The organism is Microcoleus sp. Pol14D4 (assembly GCF_036701245.1).
Classification (GTDB): Bacteria; Cyanobacteriota; Cyanobacteriia; order Cyanobacteriales; family Microcoleaceae; genus Microcoleus.
Window position 1 is genome coordinate 61,826 of sequence record NZ_JAUBQM010000019.1, and the last position, 18,183, is coordinate 80,008.

The following is an 18,183-nucleotide window of genomic DNA, read 5'->3' on the forward strand; positions in this document are numbered from 1 at the left end:
TGCGGTCGGATCTGGCTATATCTACTCAAGGATTCTCATAAACTTATATTTCGGGGTTGTACCCTCTGAGGGATGTGCGATCGAGCATATCGGCATTTACCATGCCGGGCCGAAAGCAGGCACGAGGTGTGAATAAACCGCCCTGCGGGCTGTTCGGGAATTGTGACGGAGCGAAACTGGTACGAGGTTAAATTACAAGAGCCGATCGTTCGCAGCGCTTTTTTGGTAAGCAAATGTCATAATATACATAATTATTCATGATTGTTTAATTAAAACTTTAGATTTGAAGTTGCGCTTTTGGCTTGAAATGTAATGAACCCTATCACTGATTATTTAACATTTGAATTAAAAAAAAGTGTGCAAGCGACAAATCCCAGCATTCCCACTTCGGCTTACCTGCACATACCTTTTTGTCGGCGCCGCTGTTACTACTGCGATTTTCCGGTTTTTGTGGTGGGCGATCGCAAAAATGGCGATAATTCCGGCACAATTGTGCAATACGTTGCCGTACTCTGTCAAGAAATTCAAGAAACTAAAAATTTAGGCGCATCTCTGAAAACAGTTTTTTTGGGTGGCGGCACGCCTTCGCTGCTTTCAGTGAGTCAGTTGAGCAATATTTTGGAGACTCTCGACGGCAAATTTGGGATTGCTGCTGGGGCGGAAATTTCTATAGAAATAGACCCCGGTACGTTTACTTTAGAACAGTTGCGGGGATATGCAGCGGCGGGAGTAAATCGAGTTAGTTTGGGAGTGCAAGCTTTTCAGGATGAATTGCTGCAAGCTTGCGGACGATCGCACTCGGTAGCAGAAATTTTTGAAGCAGTAGAAATAGTGCGATCGGCTGGTATTGTCAATTTCAGTTTAGACCTGATTTCGGGACTGCCGCACCAAACTTTAGAACAGTGGGAAGCTTCCCTGAAATCGGCGGTGGAAATTAGCCCGACTCATCTGTCGAGTTACGACTTAATTGTTGAGCAGGGAACTGCTTTCGGGCGCTACTTTGAAGCAGGCGCACAGCCACTGCCTGCAGATGACACCGCTGCTCAAATGTACCGTTTAGCAAGGGAAATTCTGACGGGGGCTGGCTACGAACATTACGAAATTTCTAATTACGCTCGCGATGGCTATCAGTGCCGCCACAACCGCGTTTATTGGGAAAATCGCCCTTATTACGGCTTGGGCATGGGGGCGGCGAGTTATGTGGAAGGCCGGAGGTTGACCAGGCCTCGCAAAACTCAAGAATATTATCAGTGGGTGCGATCGATCTCTCGCCTCAATTCCTCTGCTACCGAACAACTTGGAGGGGAAACCCAGCCAGATATTGACCTAGAAATTGAGCAAAATTTTCAAGTTTCAAAAAATGACGTTTTGTTAGAAACGCTGATGCTAGGTTTGCGTTTAGCAGAAGGAGTTAGCCTGTCGGCGCTGACTCAAAAGTTTACTCAGCAAACGGTTGATAAAATTTGGCGTTGTTTGCAGCCCTACTGGCGGCAAGGATGGGTGGAAATTATGACGGAGGAGGGGGCGATTCCCTACGGCATAGCTTCGCTTCACGCAACTTTAGGCGACGGCGCGAAACTGCCACTTTCGGGCAATTTGAGGTTGAGCGATCCCGAAGGTTTTTTATTTTCTAATACAATTTTATCCGATTTGTTCAGCAAGTTAGGCGACGATAATTAGCTCTGTCTGAGGAAGTATATCTCAGGCAAGCGCGAGCTTTGCTAAAGCCGGGGCCGTCAATGCGACTAAAGAATATTCAATTGCTCCCTAGCTCGATCATCTCAAAAATAATATATTTTACATCGATCCCTAAACAAAACTTAAAAGGGAACTAAGCCTTGAGATAGACGCCACGACTGCATTCAATCCGTCATACTTAAGACTGAACATTTAAAAAGTAATTTCAATGAACACTTTAACTATCGAGCGCAACCAAACCCAAAACCAGCCCTGCCTTGTAATTAGCGAGCGCGGGTGCAATCCGGCTTCCAAGTGTAATTTTTGCGGTCACTACCAACAGGCAAGAGGTTCAGTTGGTCACTGTCAATTGTTGAACGCACCTGTTAGAGGAGGATGGAAATCTTGCACTTTAGCACTGCCAGCTTTTGCACCTTCTTGGGAATAGGTGGAAGGCGCTGATGTTTGCCGGCAAAATTTATTAATTAACCCAAACAATGTAAAAAAAACTATAAAAATTGTGTTTTAATTTGTAATATGCTATATTCGATCTAGACCAGTCTCCGTATCGTTCGCACAATTGCACAAACAAGTTAAAAAAATGAATTTGACACTAAATCAGGTAATTTCCGAAGGTCATACGCGCATTTTGTGTTGGTATCTCAATAATACTAGCAAAGTGCAAATCGCTCGCATTACAAATATTCCTAATTGGTATTTTGAGAGGACGGTGTTTCCGGGAGAACGTTTTTTGTTTGAAGCGCTGCCGGAAGCTCAGTTAGAAGTTTGCAGGAGTGCGGAGACTGGTGCTATAGTGTGCGAGCGAATTTTGTGCGATCGGCTGCGAGTTGAAGAATTAAGCACGGCTGATTGAAGATAATTCCCCAGACTTACCAACGAGAGGTAGAAACCCGGTTTTTTTCAGAAACCGGGTTTCTCTGTGTGATTATTTGTATGATAATAAAAACTCCGTGATTCTCGCCACCGATGCCTCAGCGCTGAAACTGTCGCAAATGTTAATCTAAGCTAAATTATAAAAAATCCACCACTGTTTAATACTAAAACCCGATGTCCCTCACCGAACAAATCCTCTCCCAACTGCCAGGAGACGCCCTCGGAGGCCTGAGAAAAGTCGATCGACTCTGGGAAAACCTCAAACAAAACACCGCACCAGCACCCCAAGCAGTCAAATACAGCCAACAACCCCTCGAAACCCTCGACTTCGACATAGTTATCGGCGGCGGAACCCTAGGAATATTAATCGGTACAGCCTTAGCCGTGCGGGGTTGGCGAGTAGCCCTGCTCGAACGCGGCACCCTGCGAGGCCGCGATCAAGAATGGAACATTTCTCGCAAAGAATTAGACGCATTCTTAGAACTAAATTTGCTATCTGTTGAAGAGATAGAAAAAGCCATAGCCACCGAATACAACCCAGCCAGAATCAGCTTTGCAAACACCCCCGACATCTGGGTGCGGGACGTACTCAACATCGGAATCGACCCAGTGTACCTCCTAGAAACCCTCAAGCAGCGATTCCTCCAAGCTGGAGGAAGGCTATTTGAAAATACACCATTTAAAACAGCAACCATTCACCCGGATGGAGTCTTGGTAGAATCTGCAAATACCGATACACAACCTGCTACAAACTTATTTAAAACCAGATTATTATTAGACGCAATGGGACATTTTTCGCCTATTGTGCGCCAAGCAAGACAAGGCAAAAAACCAGACGCCGTATGTTTAGTAGTCGGCAGTTGCGCTCGAGGATACCCCAAAAACGACACTGGGGATATATTTGCATCCTTCACCCCAATGCAAAATCAGTGCCAATATTTTTGGGAAGCATTTCCAGCCAGAGACGGCCGCACCACCTACTTATTTACATACATAGACGCCGACACAGAAAGATTCAGTTTAGAAACATTATTTGAAGAGTATTTGCGCTTGCTTCCCCAATACCAAAACGTCGAACTCGAACAGTTAAAATTCCAAAGAGCACTTTACGGATTCTTCCCCTGCTATCGCCAAAGTCCTCTAAAAATGCCTTGGAATCGCATACTCCCAGTCGGAGATAGCAGTGGTAGCCAATCTCCCCTCAGCTTCGGCGGTTTCGGCGCAATGGTACGGCACCTCAAACGCTTGACTCTAGGAATTGAGGAAGCTTTGACAAGCGACAGTCTCGACAAAAATTCCCTCGCACTTTTGCAACCCTATCAGCCGAATCTATCAGTTACCTGGTTGTTTCAGCGTTCGATGAGTGCTGCGATGAATCAAAAAATAGACCCCAATCAAATCAATCAACTTTTGGCTGCCGTGTTTCAGGTAATGGAAGAGTTGGGAGAACCCGTACTCAAACCGTTTCTTCAAGATATCGTGCTGTTTCCGGCTTTGTCACAAACCCTGTTTAAAACAGCAGTTAGCCATCCCGGATTAGTTATGAAAATTATCCCGCAGGTTGGAATAGCTAATTTGCTGGATTGGATGGTTCATTACTTAAATTTAGGAATTTATACGGGATTGTATCCTTTGGGGAAAGCCGTAGAACCGCAGGTAAAAAAATTAGCACCGCAGCAGCAATACTATTTGCACCGATTAGTTGAAGCATGGCAATATGGCGCTGGAGGCGATTATTAAGTGAACAGCCTCTCCGGCCTGTTGCACAATAAAATTACTCGTTACCATGCTGGAGCCTGGGAACCAGTTAACTGATATATTAATTATGAGTTATGAAGGAGCTATAACTGCTAAAGCTTGGGGAATTACTCGGAATTTTGCAGGTGTGTGAGTTGTGATTTCACCGTCGGTATTAATCGGACGGCGTTTGCTAGTATTAACCTCAAATTCTTGAGCGTGCAAGGCGCGAACGTTAGGCCAACTTGTATGATTTCCTTGCCTCATAGCTGGCAGCAAAGCAATGATTTCCCACCATTTTTTTATTTCCAAACTGTATAAATCTAGTCGCTTGTCGTCGATTGTGGCATCTTCGGCAACGGTCATGCCACCGCCGTAGTAGCGGCCGTTACCAATGGCAATTTGAATAGTTTTTACATTAAAAGATTGGTTTTTTACCTTAATTTCTGCTCGGAACGGTCGCGCTGACAAAATTGTTTGCAAAGCAGTAAAAGCATAAGCTAAAACTCCCCAGCGCTGCTTTACGTCTTTAGTCAGCCGCTGGGTAATTTCCACGCTCAATCCCAAACTTGCCACATTAAAAAAATGCTGGCCGTTCACCCAACCCAAGTCTATGAGCCGAACTTTACCGCTGGCGATTACTTGACAAGCTGCGGGTAAATCTGTAGGAATTCCCAGAGTGCGGGCTAGGTCGTTAGCAGTTCCCATCGGCAAAATACCCAAGGGTAACTTGGTGTCTGTCAAACCTTCTATGGCAGCGTTGAGAGTGCCGTCGCCACCGCCGATTATTACTAATTCAACTCGATTTTGGTAGCGGCGAATTGTGTCGGGAAGTTCGCGGGCGTGATCCGTAGATTCTACCATTAGCTCAAAACCCAGTGCTTCTAATTCTACAGTGGCTTGAGATAATAGCTTTTGCCCTTTTCGGGAGTGCTGGTTTACTAAAAGTAGAGCTTTGTTCATTTGTTGATTTTTAATGGGGAATATTGAGTGTTTTTAATTACCAAAATTATAGCTTGATGGGTTAAACGGCTCACATTAATGCTTGATTGCGATTTTACCAATTATGCTCGATTGACAAATATGTCAAAAAATGGATAATTGTAACAAAAGATTGCTAAAAAGTATCTTGCGTTCTCCGCTAGCTCCTTAAAGAAGTAAAACTAAAATTATGTCTAATTTTTTTGAAGAAGCGCAAGTCGCTGCCGATCGCCAAAACTGGCCCTTGTTAGTTGAATGCTTGCAGCAAGTGACAGCCGACGGTAGCAAGCCGCAGGAACAACACATTTTAGAGCAAGCTGTCAGTTTAGCAATAGAAGCCTTAAAATCGGGCGATTTTCAAGACCGCTGGGAAATTGCTAAAGTATTGCCAAATTTGGGAAATGGCGCGATCGCACCTTTAATTGCCGTACTCGAAGACGAAGACGCAGACACGGAACCCCGGTGGTTCGCCGCCCGCATTCTCGGAAAGTTCGTGAAGCAAAGCTATCCCGTAGGGAATCGCCCGGAGGTGATTCAAGCTTTAGTAGAATTGGTCAAAAATTCCGACGAAGAATTGAGCCAAATCGCCGCCGAAACCCTAGGGAATTTTGGTCCGACAGCCATAGAATCCCTCGCAACTCTCTTGCAGCAAGAAGACTCGCGACAGTTGGCCACAGCGGCACTCGCCCAAATTCGGCGCACCGAAACCATCCCGCCGCTGTTGAGCGTAGTCGCAGACTCTCAAGTTGCGGTGCGGGCAGCCGCAATCGAGGCCCTGAGCAACTTTCACGACTCCCGCATCCCGCCGGTGCTGGTAGCAGCACTCAAAGATCCTGCGACAGCAGTCAGAAAAGAAGCCGTGCGAGCTCTTGGCGCGCGCGCCTATTTAGACGCAGAATTAGATTTAGTTAACTTGCTCAAACCTTTACTTTCGGACATCCGATTAGAAGTTTGTCAGCAAGCGGCGATCGCGATCGGGCGAGTGAAAACCGATGCTGCAGCGGCTGCTTTATTTGAATTGCTGCGATCGCCCACAACTCCGGCTGAATTGCAAATCGAAACTGTGCGCGCCCTAAGCTGGATGGAAACTGCAACCGCTTTAGCATATTTGCATCAGACTTTAAGGGCGCCATTTACTAGCATAAATTCTACTGTTTATCAAGAGATAGTCACTGTTTTAGGGCGAGTAGAAAAGCCGGAATTAAAAGCTATTGCTGCTGAAATTCTGATTGATTTGTTAAAAACAGGTCATCCGGCACTGCAGGAGGCAGTTAGCAAAAAATCTTTAGCTTTAGGTTTAGGAAAATTAGGAGATATCAGAGGGCTAGAAGCTCTTATTTCAATGTTGGGCGACGCAGACAGCAGCGTCAGGCTGCACTGCATGGCAGCGCTCAAACAGCTAGGTGCTGCCGAGGCCAGGCAGAAATTAGAAAACTTAGTGAAACAAGAGACTCTCGAACCAATATTGAAACAAGGAATTGCGATCGCATTGCAGGAATGGCAATAAAACCAAGAGCGAGCGGATTTGCGGAAAACATTTAAATTTAGGGTGCGCCATAAGCACCTTACGTAGAACTTAAATATTGAATGGTGAACTCAATAACTGAAAAATCAAAACTTTAACTCTGCTCAATTGGCAGCCGCACTCCGAAAGTCGAGCCGAGTCCTTCCCCAGGACTTTCGGCCCAGACACTGCCGCCGTGGAGTTCCACGAGATGGCGGACGATCGCCAATCCCAGTCCCAGACCGCCGTAATTGCGCGTAGAAGTGCTGTCAGCTTGGCGGAAGCGATCGAACACAAAGGGCAAAAACTCCTTGCTGATGCCAATTCCGGTATCTCTGACAACGATCGAAACAGAGTGAACCGGAGACGGCCCAGATAACATGGCGCCACCCGCTGCTCCCGGTTCCCCATCCTCCGATAGCGTGATTTCCACGCGACCCGACGGCGGCGTAAACTTAATAGCATTCGAGAGCAAATTCCACACCACCTGCTGCAAACGAGTAGCATCGCCCCTCACCAAGCTCACCCCTTCACCACAAAAACTCACCACTTCAATTCCCCTAGCTTCAGCATCAGGGCTGAGCGCCTTCACGGCCGTTTCTACAATCCGTGCCAAATCCACCGGGCACAGCTTCAAACAGACTTTGCCACTCACAATCCGGGAAACGTCCAGCAAATCCTCAATCATCTGAGTCTGCAACCGCGCGTTTCGCTCAATAGTCTCCAAACCCACAGCCGTTTTTTCCGGACTCAATTTGCGCTGCCGCAGCATCTGGGCCCAGCCCAAAATCGCATTCAGAGGCGTCCGCAACTCGTGAGAAAGCGTTCCCAAAAACTGGTCTTTAATCCGGTTGGCCTCGTCTGCTTCCCGATAAAGCCGCGCATTATCGATAGCCACCGCCGCATCCCGCGCCAAATCCTCCAGCAAAGCCAAGTCGTCCTGCCCGCAGCGGCGGCCCGACTCCCCGCACAGCAGCGAAATCGCTCCCAGCGTCCGGCCACGAGCGATCAGCGGCACGCAGATTGCCGACAGAACCTGGGATTGCGATCGCAGCACCAACTGCAGTTCCCTGTCTGGCACAACCGCCTCGATCACCCATTCCGGTATTTCTGGGTAGAGCTTCGACTCACCAGTCCGCAGCACCTTTGCTACTCCGTGCCGTCCATGGGGGTCTAGCGGCATACGCCGATCGATTTGCCACAGCAGAGCCACTTTGCTGGGATCGGAGTGAGCAACTGCTTGCAAGCGGATCGAGCCGTCGGTATCGAGCAAATGCACACAGCACCAATCCCCCAGCGCCGGTACTGTTAAATCTGCCAAACCTTGCAGCGCCTTCTCGTAATCCAGGGAAGCCGACGACAGCAAAGCCAAAGCTTGAGCGCTAAAATAGGCTGTTTGGGCCGATCGCTGGCGATCGTCAATATCAGTACAAGTCCCGAACCATTTGAGAATTTTCCCGTCAGCGTCCCGCACGGGCAATGCCCTGCCCAGATGCCAGCGGTAAGCTCCGTCAGATGCCCGTTTAAAGCGGTATTCCACCTCGTAAGTCTTCCCTGTCTCCACCGAGATCTTCCAGCTTTCTACGGAATTTTCCACGTCATCTGGATGCATGGCTAGCTGCCACCCCCAGCCTTGAGTTTCCTCCAGCGTCAAGCCAGTATATTCAAACCAGCGCTGGTTGTAGTAGTCGAGCCAGCCGTCGGGTCTGGCAGTCCAAACTATTTGCGGGATAGCTTCAGCGAGGACGCGGTACAACTGTTCGCTGGCTTCGGCTTGGCGACGGGCGGCCTGTTCGCGGGCCAATGCCCAATTCCTCTGTTCTTCGGCCTCTTTGCGAGCGGTGATGTCGCTAATCACGCCGATCCACCTGCAGGGATTGCCTTGTTTGTCAAGCACTGCTTTGCCCCGATCGATCCAGTGGAGCAAGCGGCCCCGCTGGCAGCGAACGCGGTATTCCTGAAAAAATGGGGCGGCAGAACTGTCTGGCGCACTCAAATACCGATCGACCGCTGCCAAAACTCGATCGCGGTCGATCGGGTGAACAATACTGTTCCAAGCTGCTCTTGTCCTCGGAAATCCGCCTTTTGCGTACTCCAAATGTTCGTCTACGTGACCGAACCACAGCACGATCCCGGTTTCGATATCCCATTCATAAATTAAATCACTGGCACTTTCTGCCGCAATCCGAAACCGCTCTTCAGACTGTCGCAGCACTTCTAGAAATTTAAAGCGTTCCGTCACGTCCAAAACCAGAGACAGCACCGATATCAACTGTCCAGAATCGCTGTAAAAAGCCGAATTGTACCACTCGCAGTGTACCAACGAACCCCACTTATTATAATTCGTGTTGCGAACTACATTGCAGCGATTTTCTGGGTTTTTTAAACTATAAATTGCAGATTCTACCTCTTCAAAATCCCCCCGATCGATAAATTTCCATTCGCTAAAATGCTTGCCTAAAACTTCTATTTTGTCCCAACCAAAAATCTTTTTTGCCGCAGGCGACCACCCACTGATCCGAAAGTTTTCATCCCACTCAATCACCGCTAGGGGGGTATTTTCAAAATGAGAAGTTAGTTTTTGCAGCGCCTCGCGCAGGGATGCTTCTACTTGCTTGCGCTTAGTAATATCCCCAAAAGAAATAGCAATGCCATCGCCCAATTTAACGGTCATAATCCGAAACCAGCCGACAATGCCTTCGCTGTTGTAATAAATCTCGGTTTCGAGGGGAATTCCTGTTTCTATAACTTCGACGTAACGGTCGAACAAATTGTTATCTTTATGGCCGGGCAGCACTTGCAGCAATCGCTTGCCGATTAATTCTTCAGGGGTACTCTGCTGAATTTTTGCCGCTGCGGGATTGACGTATTCCCATTCAAAATCCACAATTGTGGATTCGTCGCGAATGCTGCGGAACACGTTAAATCCGTCTAGAGATAATTCCTGAAAAACGCGGAAGCGTTCTTCGCTTTCTTGCAACTTGTCTACAGCGTCAAGCAGGAGTTCTTCGACTCGCTCGCGCTGTGTTATTTCTGCAAGCAATTGCTGGTTAATTTGCTGGAGTTCGCTTGTGGGGGATGGGAAGGAATTTTTAATAGCAGAGTCGGCTTGCTGTCGATCGACCTTTTGGGTTCGCAGCGCGGTATTTCCTGCAAAAGAGGCCGCTCCAGCCAAAGACAAGAATTGAGAAATCCAGGGTATCAGGGACGCTAAAGCCCACAAAGAGATGATAGCGGTTAAGGCGGCGATCGAACTTGACAGCCATTCGCTGGGATGCACCAGCATCCAAACTTGCATCAAGTGAGTTGTCCCGCCCCAGAAAAACCAGGCTCCCAATAGGAGAAATGCCTTACTCAAAGGCACGTCCGGCTGCTTCCGGGCATAGTATGTCAGAATTGCTGGAATTGAATAATAAGCCAAGGCAATTAACACATCGCTGACCGCGTGCAGTCCCATCAACTGGGCTTGCCACTGGCAACATCCGCCTTGCAGAATAAAATTGTGGTTAAATGACATAATCTTAATAAAATGGCAGCATTTCGGCTTTCCTGTGCGATCGATCCTAGTTGCACTTGTGTTGCTGACCCGCTAATTTCTAGTTTATACACAAAAAAACATAAAACAAGAGTGACTTTAGTTCGGGGAGGAAAGTTCATAGCAGGATTTAACCGGCCTGCAATATTCGTACATTTATTGAGAGGTTTAGGGAGAGTGAGGTACTATAATTCCCAAGGATGTACGAAATTCAATGCTATCTTTTGAATTCACAACTGACGTAAAAACAGATCGATTGGACTCACTTGATGAAGGGATTACTAGAGTGCCGTTCATTGAAACGGTTTAGCTAGCAACTGGCAATATTCGATAAACTCATCTTTATTGAATCTATTTTTTGATAAGTTTGCCGATTCAGAAATCCTTTCAACATAGGAGAACCGACTTCTACTTGGAGGCTTAGAAATCCTGCCGGAGCAGATTGATGCTTGGAGCGTAGCATCCCCGCCTCTGGCCCCTGAATCAAAACTAATCTGTACCTGTATCAAAGTCTACTAAATTCTGCTACTAAATCGGTTAATGTCACAGATTATCTTCCAGTAAAATTTCTGAAACCATCTCGAATTAAACCTCCATGCGCTTAGAGCAGCTTCAAGCATTTCTTTCAGTTGCTGAAACTGGTAGCTTTCAGCAAGCGGCCCGGAAGTGCGGCGTTACCCAATCGACTATTAGCCGCCAAGTGCAGGGATTAGAAGCGGAAGTGGGTTTGTCGCTGTTTCACCGCACAGCCCACGCGAAACTGACTGTGGGAGGGGAATGCCTGTTACCTCACGCTCGCAAAATATGTCAGACTTGGCAAAATGCTGCTGAAGAATTGGGAGACTTGCGGGCGGGAAAGCAGCCGGAACTTTGCGTGGCTGCGATTCACTCGGTTTGCGCTGCTTATTTGCCGCCTGTGCTGCAAAAGTTTTGCCGCGACTATCCAGACGTGCAGTTGCGGGTGACTTCCCTCGGGAGCGATCGAGCTCTGAAAGTCCTTAAAGACGGTTTGGTGGACATAGCGGTGGTAATGAACAACCGCTATTTTACTCAAGCCCCGGAAATGTTGGTTGAGGTGCTCTACAATGAGCCGATCGAGGTGTTGATGGCCGCTAGTCATCCCCTGGCCGAGTACGATCGAGTACCTTGGCCGGAATTGATTTGTTACCCGCAAGTGGTGTTTAAGGACGGGTACGGAATGCAGCGGATGGTGCAAGAACAATTTGGACGCATCGGTGCTAAACTTCATGCTGTTTTGGAACTCAACACTCTTGATGCTTTTCGGGGTGTGGTGCGACAGGGAGAATTGATTGCTTTGCTGCCGCATTCAGCTTTGGTGGACGCGAAGGGCGATCGCACTTTAGCAGTGCGGTCGATCGCCCAAGAGCGGTCAAATTCCAAGGTTTCGGCGATCGGTCAATTGGCCGCAGATCCCACTTGGACTCGCGAAGTGGTATTAGTGACAACTCACGATCGAATGCAAATTCCGCCGATCGCCCATTTCTGGAATCTGGTACGCGAATTTGTGCCGCCACTTGATGTAATCAAGCTAGAAAAATCAGGCAGTTAATTAGATAATTTTGAATTGAATTTTGGGAATTTTAAATTTAAAACGATTCAAATATTACCAATTACTAACTACCAATTACTAACTTCAAAAGTTATGAGTGACGCATTTAGAGAATTGCTGCGAAAAATTGGCAGCGGAGTACACACAGGAGAAAACTTAACTCGTTCCGAAGCAGCAGCAGCCACGCGGATGATGCTGCTGGGGGAAGCAACACCGGCTCAAATCGGAGCTTTTATGATTGCCCACCGCATTAAACGACCCACTGGGGAAGAATTAGCCGGAATGCTCGATGCTTATGAAGAATTGGGCCCTATGCTTGCCCCCCCAAACCGAGAAAAAGGGTTTTCAGTCTCTACCGTCGCCGTGTTTGGCGTTGCTTACGACGGGCGATCGCGAACGGCTCCAATTAGCCCTTTAACAGCCCTAATTTTAGCCGCCTCTGGCGTCCCAAGCCTCATGCACGGGGGCGATACCATGCCAACCAAGGAAGGCATTCCCCTGATTGAAATTTGGCGCGGTTTGGGAGTAGACTGGAGAAAACTGACTTTAGAAAAAGTCCAGCAAGTTTTTGACAGTACGGGTTTAGGTTTTGTTTACCTTCCCCAGCATTTTCCTCAAGCAGCGGCCTTAGTACCCTACCGCCGCGAAATTGGCAAACGACCACCTTTTTCCACAATGGAGTTGATGTGGTGTCCCTGTGCCGGCGACGTTAATGTCATCTCCGGCTACGTCCACCCGCCCACAGAAGGTATGTTTCAAAAAGCCTTTGAGTTGCGCGGAATCAAAAATTATACCACTGTCAAGGGGTTGGAGGGAAGCTGCGATTTGCCGCGCGATCGTACTGCGATTATCGGCATTGCTAAGCCGGACACTGACTTCGAGCGAGTGCTTTTGGCCCACGGAGATTACGGTTTTAGCAGCACAAATCCTGCCTTTGAATCAGCCTCTGAGTTATTCAAACAAATGCAGGAAGTGTTGCTGGGAAAACCCTCGGAAGTGATGCAGTCTGCTATCTGGAACGGCGGATTTTATCTGTGGCGCAGCGGAGTGTGTTTGGATATGAACTCAGGTTTGATTGAGGCCGAAACTTTATTAAGTAGCGGTAAAGTCGTGCAAAAACTTGAGGAAGTTAGCCAAGCCGTTAGTGTTTTGAGTTAAGAATGACTACCGAGAGTTGACCGTTGACCGTTAACTACTGACTACTAAACATCTCCAATAATTATTGTGGAACAGGCATCTTGCCTGTTCAAAACAGACAATTCGATGACTACTGACTAATGACTAATCATAAAATTGCTGTAATTGTGCTTGCAGGCGGTCAAAGTTCGCGGATGGGTAGAGATAAAGCTCTGCTGGAAATTGAGGGCAAATCCCTATTGCAGCGGGCGTTGGAAGTTGCCGCAGTTGTAACCCCCGAAGTTTATGTTCTGACTGCTTGGCCCGATCGCTATCGATCGACCTTAACCGAAACATCCCAATTTCTGGTAGAGTACAATCCAGGCTCCGGGCCATTGGTTGCATTGACTCAGGGATTGACAGAAATTGCCACCGAGTGGATTTTACTGTTAGCTTGCGATTTGCCTTTGTTGGATGCCCAGATTATTCAGAATTGGGCCAGTCAGTTAACTGAATTTCCCCCATCAACTTTAGCAGTTGTGCCTTATCAAAATTCGCGCTGGGAGCCTTTGTGCGGCTTCTACCGCCAAAAAGCTCTGCCCAGTTTGCAAAGTTTTATTGACAAAGGTGGACGTTCTTTTCAAGTTTGGTTAAATCAAATTCCCGCAATCCCTTTACCTGTAGGGGAACGAGAAGCAGTAATGTTATCGAATTGCAATACATTAGAAGAGTTTGAGAAATTAAAAGGTAAAATGGTTAACGGTTGACTGTTGACTGTTGACCGTTAACTGACTAATGACTAATGACTACGGACTAATTACTAATTACTAATGATTAACGCATATTGGTTGCTCGATCGCGATATAACTTTTCTCAATCACGGCTCTTTTGGGGCTTGTCCGATTCCCGTACTGGAAGCGCAAACCATTTTTAGAGAACAACTGGAAAGAGAACCATTGCGCTTTTTACTGCGGGAATTTGAGCCCTTGTTGGATAATGCAAGAAATCAGTTAGCAACATTTATCGGTGCGGCTGAGGATGACTTGGTGTTTGTGCCGAATGCGACGACGGGAGTAAATGCAGTTTTGCGATCGCTCTGTTTTTCTCCTGGCGACGAATTGCTAACTACAAATCAGGAATACAACGCTTGTCGCAACACACTTAATTTTGTAGCCGAGCGTACAGGCGCTAAAGTAATAGTAGCAGAAGTCCCCTTTCCTATTGAGTCACCTGACCAAATTATTGAAGCAATAATTAAGTGCATTTCACCGCAAACAAAGTTAGCCTTATTAGATCACGTTGTCAGCCAAACAAGCTTAATATTTCCCATCAAAGAATTAGTCGGCGAGTTAGCTAACCGTGGCGTCGATGTATTAGTAGACGGAGCTCACGCGCCGGGAATGGTAGCACTGAATTTAGATGAAATTGGCGCGGCTTACTATACCGGAAATTGCCACAAATGGCTGTGCGCGCCGAAAGGTGCGGGCTTTTTATACGTGCGGCGCGACAAGCAAAATGCCATTCGGCCAACTACGATCAGTCACGGTGCTAACTCGCCCCGCGCTGATAAATCGCGCTTTCAATTAGAATTTGATTGGATAGGAACAGTCGATCCGAGTCCCTATTTGTGCGTGCCTGTAGCTATTGATTTTATGGGTTCTTTGTTGAGCGGCGGCTGGCCGGAATTGAGGGCCAAGAATCATGCTTTAGCATTGGCGGGGAGAAAAATATTGGCGGACAAATTAGATTTGCCGCTGCCTTGTCCTGATGAAATGGTGGGATCGATGGCTGTTGTGCCACTGGCAGACTCTCAGTCTGATGTGGTTGCAAAGGGAGGAATTCCACCTTTGCAAGAGGCGCTATGGGAGATTTTTAAAATTGAAGTTCCGGTGATTCCTTGGCCGGATGCTAGCAAGCAGTTGGTGAGGATTTCGGCTCAGTTATATAATACTTTGCCGCAGTATCAATATTTAGCTAATGCCCTGGTTGAGCTGACGAGAAATTGAGCTGGATCTTCCCGAATAAGAAACATCACACCCAGCTACAAACAGTTATAGGTTTGTAGTTGGAGATAGGTTCTCATAGTTGGGATGAATACAGACTGTTTTTCCTTACTATAAATGTAGTAAAGGTTATAAAAACAGGCATCATAAGAGTACAAATCCAGCAATAAATCACCTTTATTCTTTGCCTTATTAGAATATTTTTTACCTAAACCCAAAAACACACAAAAATAGATATAAAGCCCTATAGCCCTAAAATTCGCCCATCCGCCCAAACCAAATAAAATTTGTAAATAACCCGCGAAAAATTCTAAGTTAAAACAGGGTTGTCAAAGCGGATAGCGCACAACTTCCGCGCAACAGAATATAATGTATCCACACTTGCATTTTTGCATACAAAAAAAAGGAAATGAAAAGAGGCGAATACCATGTCCAATGCCATGATGGTAATTTACCCCTATCGCGAACAGTACACCTGGGTTTTTGACGACGAGCGAGTCGGACTTGTCCGAGAACCATTTGTTCAGGGCGTCCCCGAAATGATTAACGCGCTCGTCGCAGAGATTCCCAATGCCGCTCAAGGTTTCCGACTTTTATTTTCAGCCCATCCATTTCCCGGATATCAAGCAGAAATGCTGTGGTTGAAAGCAGAGTACGGAGGTAACTGGTATCGGTGGGAATCGAAAAATCTCGAAGGCTGGCTGTGTCCGGCTATGTTCAAATACTTTCCAGAAGCACCGCCCAAGTTTTACTGCAAAGCTGAAAAACTGCAATAACCAACAGCAAGTCAATGAAAAACTTGTCAATTTTTAAAAAAGACTTTGTTACACCAGTCGATCAAACCTCTCGAAAAAAGCCTAAATTCTTCCTGTATATAGTGGGGCTATTTTTCCTAGTCTTCACCGCCGCCATCTCGGCCACAATGGGGGCAATTACTGCCCTGTTAGCTCCCGTGGAACCCCCAATTATCAATAGAGTATTAGAGGCGACTGGCTTTGACTATCTATCCTCCAACCGCTCTGGATACCGCCTGTCGCGGTCAGTTAATATCTTGATATTGGGAATTGACGGCGTGCCTGAAGCTGCAGCCAATGGCCCTAAAATTTTTGAGGGCCGCAGCGATACAATACTCTTATTTCACCTCGATCCTAGAGATAAATCTATTAGTTTGCTTTCTGTTCCGCGAGATACTAAAGTCGAAGTTCCCGGAATTCGCTTCAGCAAAATTAGCGAAGCCAATGCTAGAGGAGGAGCAGCTTTGGCGACGCGATTGGTTAGCAGTATGCTGAACAATACGAAAATAGAACGATACGTGCGAGTCAGCAGCAATGCGTTTCGGGAATTAGTCGATTTAGTGGGCGGAATTGAGGTATTTGTACCTCGCGCCATGTCGTATACAGATAGCGCCCAAAAGTTAAAAATAAACTTAGCCCAGGGATGGCAAACTCTCAACGGAGAACAAGCAGAACAATTTGCTCGATTTCGCAACGATGGTTTAGGAGATATCGGCCGCATTCAGCGACAGCAATCTTTAATTCAAGCTATTCGGAACCGCCTCACAAGTCCATCAGTATTGGTGCGCTTGCCACAAATTGTGCGATTGATGCAAAAATATGTGGATACAAACCTAAATTATGAGGAAATATTGACGCTGGCAAATTTTGGTTTGCAATTGGATCGAGAGAATTTTAAAATGGTAATGTTGCCTGGAAGTTCTAGTTCAGAACAAGCCGATTTGAGGAGTTATTGGATTGTAGATGCGATCGGGCTTGAGCGCATTATGACACAATATTTCAACCAGAGCGTGCCGGATTTTGCACAAGGACGAGTTCGCAATCCAACTGAGTCCGTTTTGCCCAAAAACCTCAAAATAGCTGTCCAAAACGCTTCTAGCAAACCGACAACGGCAAAAAACGTTGGTGAGTTTCTCACAAAAAAGGGCTTTTTTAATGTATCTGTAGTGCAGGATTCACCCCAGAAGGAGCGTCAAAGTCAAATTATTGTTCAGCAAGGCGATTTAGAGGCAGCGAATCTACTGCAAAAAGAATTAGGAGGCGGTAAAATTGAAGCATCTTCTACCGGTGAAATCAATTCTGACTTGACGCTTCGCGTTGGCGAAGATTGGGTAAAGCGATTTTAATTAGTCATGAGTCAATTACCATGAGCGCAATATCTGTGAAAAGTGTTTTCAGAATTTTCCTGAGCCTGTTTGTAAGTTTAGTGTTGGCTTTGGGGTGGGTGCTGCTGAGTGCTACTCCGGCATTTGCCCTGCCGAAAACAAATATTAATTACACAAATATTAATTTGTCCGATCGCGATTTTTCCAACTCGAATTTAGCGGGGGGAACATTTGTCGCTGCTGAAATGCGGGGAACAAATTTTCAAGGTGCTGATTTAACTAATGCGATTTTGACTAAGGGAGTTTTACTAAATGCCAACTTATCAGGTGCGAACCTCTCCGGTGCTTTGGCAGATAGAGTTACATTCGACGGCGCTAATTTGACGAATGCTAATTTTTCCGAGGCAATTATGACTCGAACTCGGTTTTTTGATGCTGCAATCTCTGGCGCAGATTTTACTGACGCGATTATCGACGCTTATCAAGTAACTATCCTGTGCGAAAAAGCAGATGGTGTCAATCCCGTGACGGGAGTTTCTACCCGTGAAAGTTTGGGATGTCCCTAAATATTTACACTTACAGGAATTACACAAAAATGGGTTTTACGGGCTACTTATAGCGGTTACATTTATCGCGGTAAAGTGTGCAGTGCACACCCTACATAGGGCTTGCTGAATAAAGATAAAAACGAGATGTTTTATGGATTTGTCAGCGCGGCTGGGGTGGTCAAATGCAATAATTGCTGCTAAGATGTCTCAAAACCAGTGCATCACCACCTGCGATCGTGTACCGAAAAGTCTTGCGGTGTCCCAAGCCCAGCAGCAGAGTTTGAACCCACATTCCGCAGATATTCAAGCAGAGGTAAAGGAAGATAGATTCGGAAACACAAAACTCCCAAACGATTGCCGTGCAATCGTTTGGGAGTTTTTAGTGTATAATAGATTTCTGCCGTAAAGCAACTCTAAAAATCCTGGGGGGGTGACAAAAAGGTCTACGAGATAGACTGTATAAGGGTTGCGGCCCGCATACCTTGTTGATAAAAGCGGC

The 18,183-nt window shown here is 46.7% G+C and carries 15 protein-coding genes; 12 read left to right on the plus strand and 3 right to left on the minus strand.

The window, feature by feature from the left end; all coding sequences use genetic code 11:
- The first annotated feature begins 312 nt into the window (after window positions 1–312).
- The 4 genes from hemW to QUA33_RS10045 all read left to right on the plus strand — a co-directional run bounded on the left by hemW (window position 313) and on the right by QUA33_RS10045 (window position 4,311).
- Entirely contained in the window at window positions 313–1,680 is a 1,368-nt protein-coding gene (hemW, locus tag QUA33_RS10030; protein ID WP_333148483.1) for a radical SAM family heme chaperone HemW, read from the plus strand.
- 226 nt (window positions 1,681–1,906) lie between these two features.
- The gene (locus QUA33_RS10035) at window positions 1,907–2,125 is read left to right on the plus strand and encodes a hypothetical protein (protein ID WP_333148484.1); all 219 of its coding nucleotides are present in this window, start codon (window positions 1,907–1,909) and stop codon (window positions 2,123–2,125) included.
- A 153-nt stretch (window positions 2,126–2,278) separates the two neighbouring features.
- Window positions 2,279–2,551: a DUF1830 domain-containing protein gene (locus QUA33_RS10040; RefSeq protein ID WP_333070296.1), complete on the plus strand. Its 273-nt coding sequence runs from the start codon at window positions 2,279–2,281 to the stop codon at window positions 2,549–2,551.
- A gap of 194 nt (window positions 2,552–2,745) precedes the next feature.
- Entirely contained in the window at window positions 2,746–4,311 is a 1,566-nt protein-coding gene (locus QUA33_RS10045; protein WP_333148485.1) for an FAD-dependent oxidoreductase, read from the plus strand.
- Window positions 4,312–4,401: 90 nt separating this feature from the next.
- Here QUA33_RS10045 and QUA33_RS10050 read toward each other — a convergent pair whose 3' ends face one another.
- On the minus strand, window positions 4,402–5,271 hold the full coding sequence (locus QUA33_RS10050; RefSeq protein WP_333148486.1) for a lipid kinase: 870 nt from the start codon (window positions 5,269–5,271) through the stop codon (window positions 4,402–4,404).
- Between the two features lie 208 nt (window positions 5,272–5,479).
- Between QUA33_RS10050 and QUA33_RS10055 the strand changes: the two genes are divergently transcribed.
- On the plus strand, window positions 5,480–6,796 hold the full coding sequence (locus tag QUA33_RS10055) for a HEAT repeat domain-containing protein (RefSeq protein WP_333148487.1): 1,317 nt from the start codon (window positions 5,480–5,482) through the stop codon (window positions 6,794–6,796).
- Between the two features lie 112 nt (window positions 6,797–6,908).
- Here QUA33_RS10055 and QUA33_RS10060 read toward each other — a convergent pair whose 3' ends face one another.
- A complete protein-coding gene (locus QUA33_RS10060) occupies window positions 6,909–10,310 on the minus strand; it encodes a PAS domain S-box protein (RefSeq protein ID WP_333148488.1) in 3,402 nt (1,133 codons plus the stop codon).
- Window positions 10,311–10,923: 613 nt separating this feature from the next.
- Between QUA33_RS10060 and QUA33_RS10065 the strand changes: the two genes are divergently transcribed.
- From QUA33_RS10065 to QUA33_RS10095, 7 genes are all read left to right on the plus strand, one after another.
- The gene (locus QUA33_RS10065) at window positions 10,924–11,898 is read left to right on the plus strand and encodes a LysR family transcriptional regulator (protein WP_333148489.1); all 975 of its coding nucleotides are present in this window, start codon (window positions 10,924–10,926) and stop codon (window positions 11,896–11,898) included.
- 93 nt (window positions 11,899–11,991) lie between these two features.
- Complete coding sequence (locus QUA33_RS10070; RefSeq protein ID WP_333148490.1) at window positions 11,992–13,056, plus strand: anthranilate phosphoribosyltransferase family protein; 1,065 nt, start codon at window positions 11,992–11,994, stop codon at window positions 13,054–13,056.
- A gap of 119 nt (window positions 13,057–13,175) precedes the next feature.
- Window positions 13,176–13,781, plus strand: a complete 606-nt coding sequence (locus QUA33_RS10075; protein WP_333148491.1) for a molybdenum cofactor guanylyltransferase — start codon at window positions 13,176–13,178, stop codon at window positions 13,779–13,781.
- Between the two features lie 63 nt (window positions 13,782–13,844).
- Window positions 13,845–15,020, plus strand: a complete 1,176-nt coding sequence (locus QUA33_RS10080) for an aminotransferase class V-fold PLP-dependent enzyme (protein WP_333148492.1) — start codon at window positions 13,845–13,847, stop codon at window positions 15,018–15,020.
- A 425-nt stretch (window positions 15,021–15,445) separates the two neighbouring features.
- Window positions 15,446–15,793 (plus strand): DUF6717 family protein, encoded by a 348-nt coding sequence (locus tag QUA33_RS10085; RefSeq protein WP_333148493.1) that lies wholly within the window; start codon window positions 15,446–15,448, stop codon window positions 15,791–15,793.
- Between the two features lie 14 nt (window positions 15,794–15,807).
- Window positions 15,808–17,157, plus strand: coding sequence for an LCP family protein (locus tag QUA33_RS10090; protein ID WP_333148494.1), 1,350 nt, complete (start codon window positions 15,808–15,810; stop codon window positions 17,155–17,157).
- Between the two features lie 20 nt (window positions 17,158–17,177).
- Window positions 17,178–17,702 carry a pentapeptide repeat-containing protein gene (locus tag QUA33_RS10095; protein WP_333148495.1) on the plus strand — a complete coding sequence of 175 codons (525 nt, stop codon included), beginning with the start codon at window positions 17,178–17,180 and terminating at the stop codon, window positions 17,700–17,702.
- Window positions 17,703–17,987: 285 nt separating this feature from the next.
- On the opposite strand, the gene QUA33_RS10100 is transcribed toward QUA33_RS10095, so the two are convergent.
- On the minus strand, window positions 17,988–18,183 hold a 196-nt coding region (locus tag QUA33_RS10100; protein ID WP_333148496.1), incomplete at its 5' end, for a hypothetical protein.

Excerpts from the sequence above, each read along its gene's own strand:
- QUA33_RS10090 (WP_333148494.1), top strand. The coding sequence starts at position 15,808 with ATGAAAAACTTGTCAATTTTTAAAAAAGACTTTGTTACACCAGTCGAT.
- hemW (WP_333148483.1), top strand. The coding sequence starts at position 313 with ATGAACCCTATCACTGATTATTTAACATTTGAATTAAAAAAAAGTGTG.
- QUA33_RS10065 (WP_333148489.1), top strand. The coding sequence starts at position 10,924 with ATGCGCTTAGAGCAGCTTCAAGCATTTCTTTCAGTTGCTGAAACTGGT.
- QUA33_RS10050 (WP_333148486.1), bottom strand. The coding sequence starts at position 5,271 with ATGAACAAAGCTCTACTTTTAGTAAACCAGCACTCCCGAAAAGGGCAA.
- QUA33_RS10055 (WP_333148487.1), top strand. The coding sequence starts at position 5,480 with ATGTCTAATTTTTTTGAAGAAGCGCAAGTCGCTGCCGATCGCCAAAAC.
- QUA33_RS10035 (WP_333148484.1), top strand. The coding sequence starts at position 1,907 with ATGAACACTTTAACTATCGAGCGCAACCAAACCCAAAACCAGCCCTGC.
- QUA33_RS10095 (WP_333148495.1), top strand. The coding sequence starts at position 17,178 with ATGAGCGCAATATCTGTGAAAAGTGTTTTCAGAATTTTCCTGAGCCTG.
- QUA33_RS10060 (WP_333148488.1), bottom strand. The coding sequence starts at position 10,310 with ATGTCATTTAACCACAATTTTATTCTGCAAGGCGGATGTTGCCAGTGG.
- QUA33_RS10070 (WP_333148490.1), top strand. The coding sequence starts at position 11,992 with ATGAGTGACGCATTTAGAGAATTGCTGCGAAAAATTGGCAGCGGAGTA.
- QUA33_RS10085 (WP_333148493.1), top strand. The coding sequence starts at position 15,446 with ATGTCCAATGCCATGATGGTAATTTACCCCTATCGCGAACAGTACACC.
- QUA33_RS10080 (WP_333148492.1), top strand. The coding sequence starts at position 13,845 with ATGATTAACGCATATTGGTTGCTCGATCGCGATATAACTTTTCTCAAT.
- QUA33_RS10045 (WP_333148485.1), top strand. The coding sequence starts at position 2,746 with ATGTCCCTCACCGAACAAATCCTCTCCCAACTGCCAGGAGACGCCCTC.
- QUA33_RS10040 (WP_333070296.1), top strand. The coding sequence starts at position 2,279 with ATGAATTTGACACTAAATCAGGTAATTTCCGAAGGTCATACGCGCATT.
- QUA33_RS10075 (WP_333148491.1), top strand. The coding sequence starts at position 13,176 with ATGACTAATCATAAAATTGCTGTAATTGTGCTTGCAGGCGGTCAAAGT.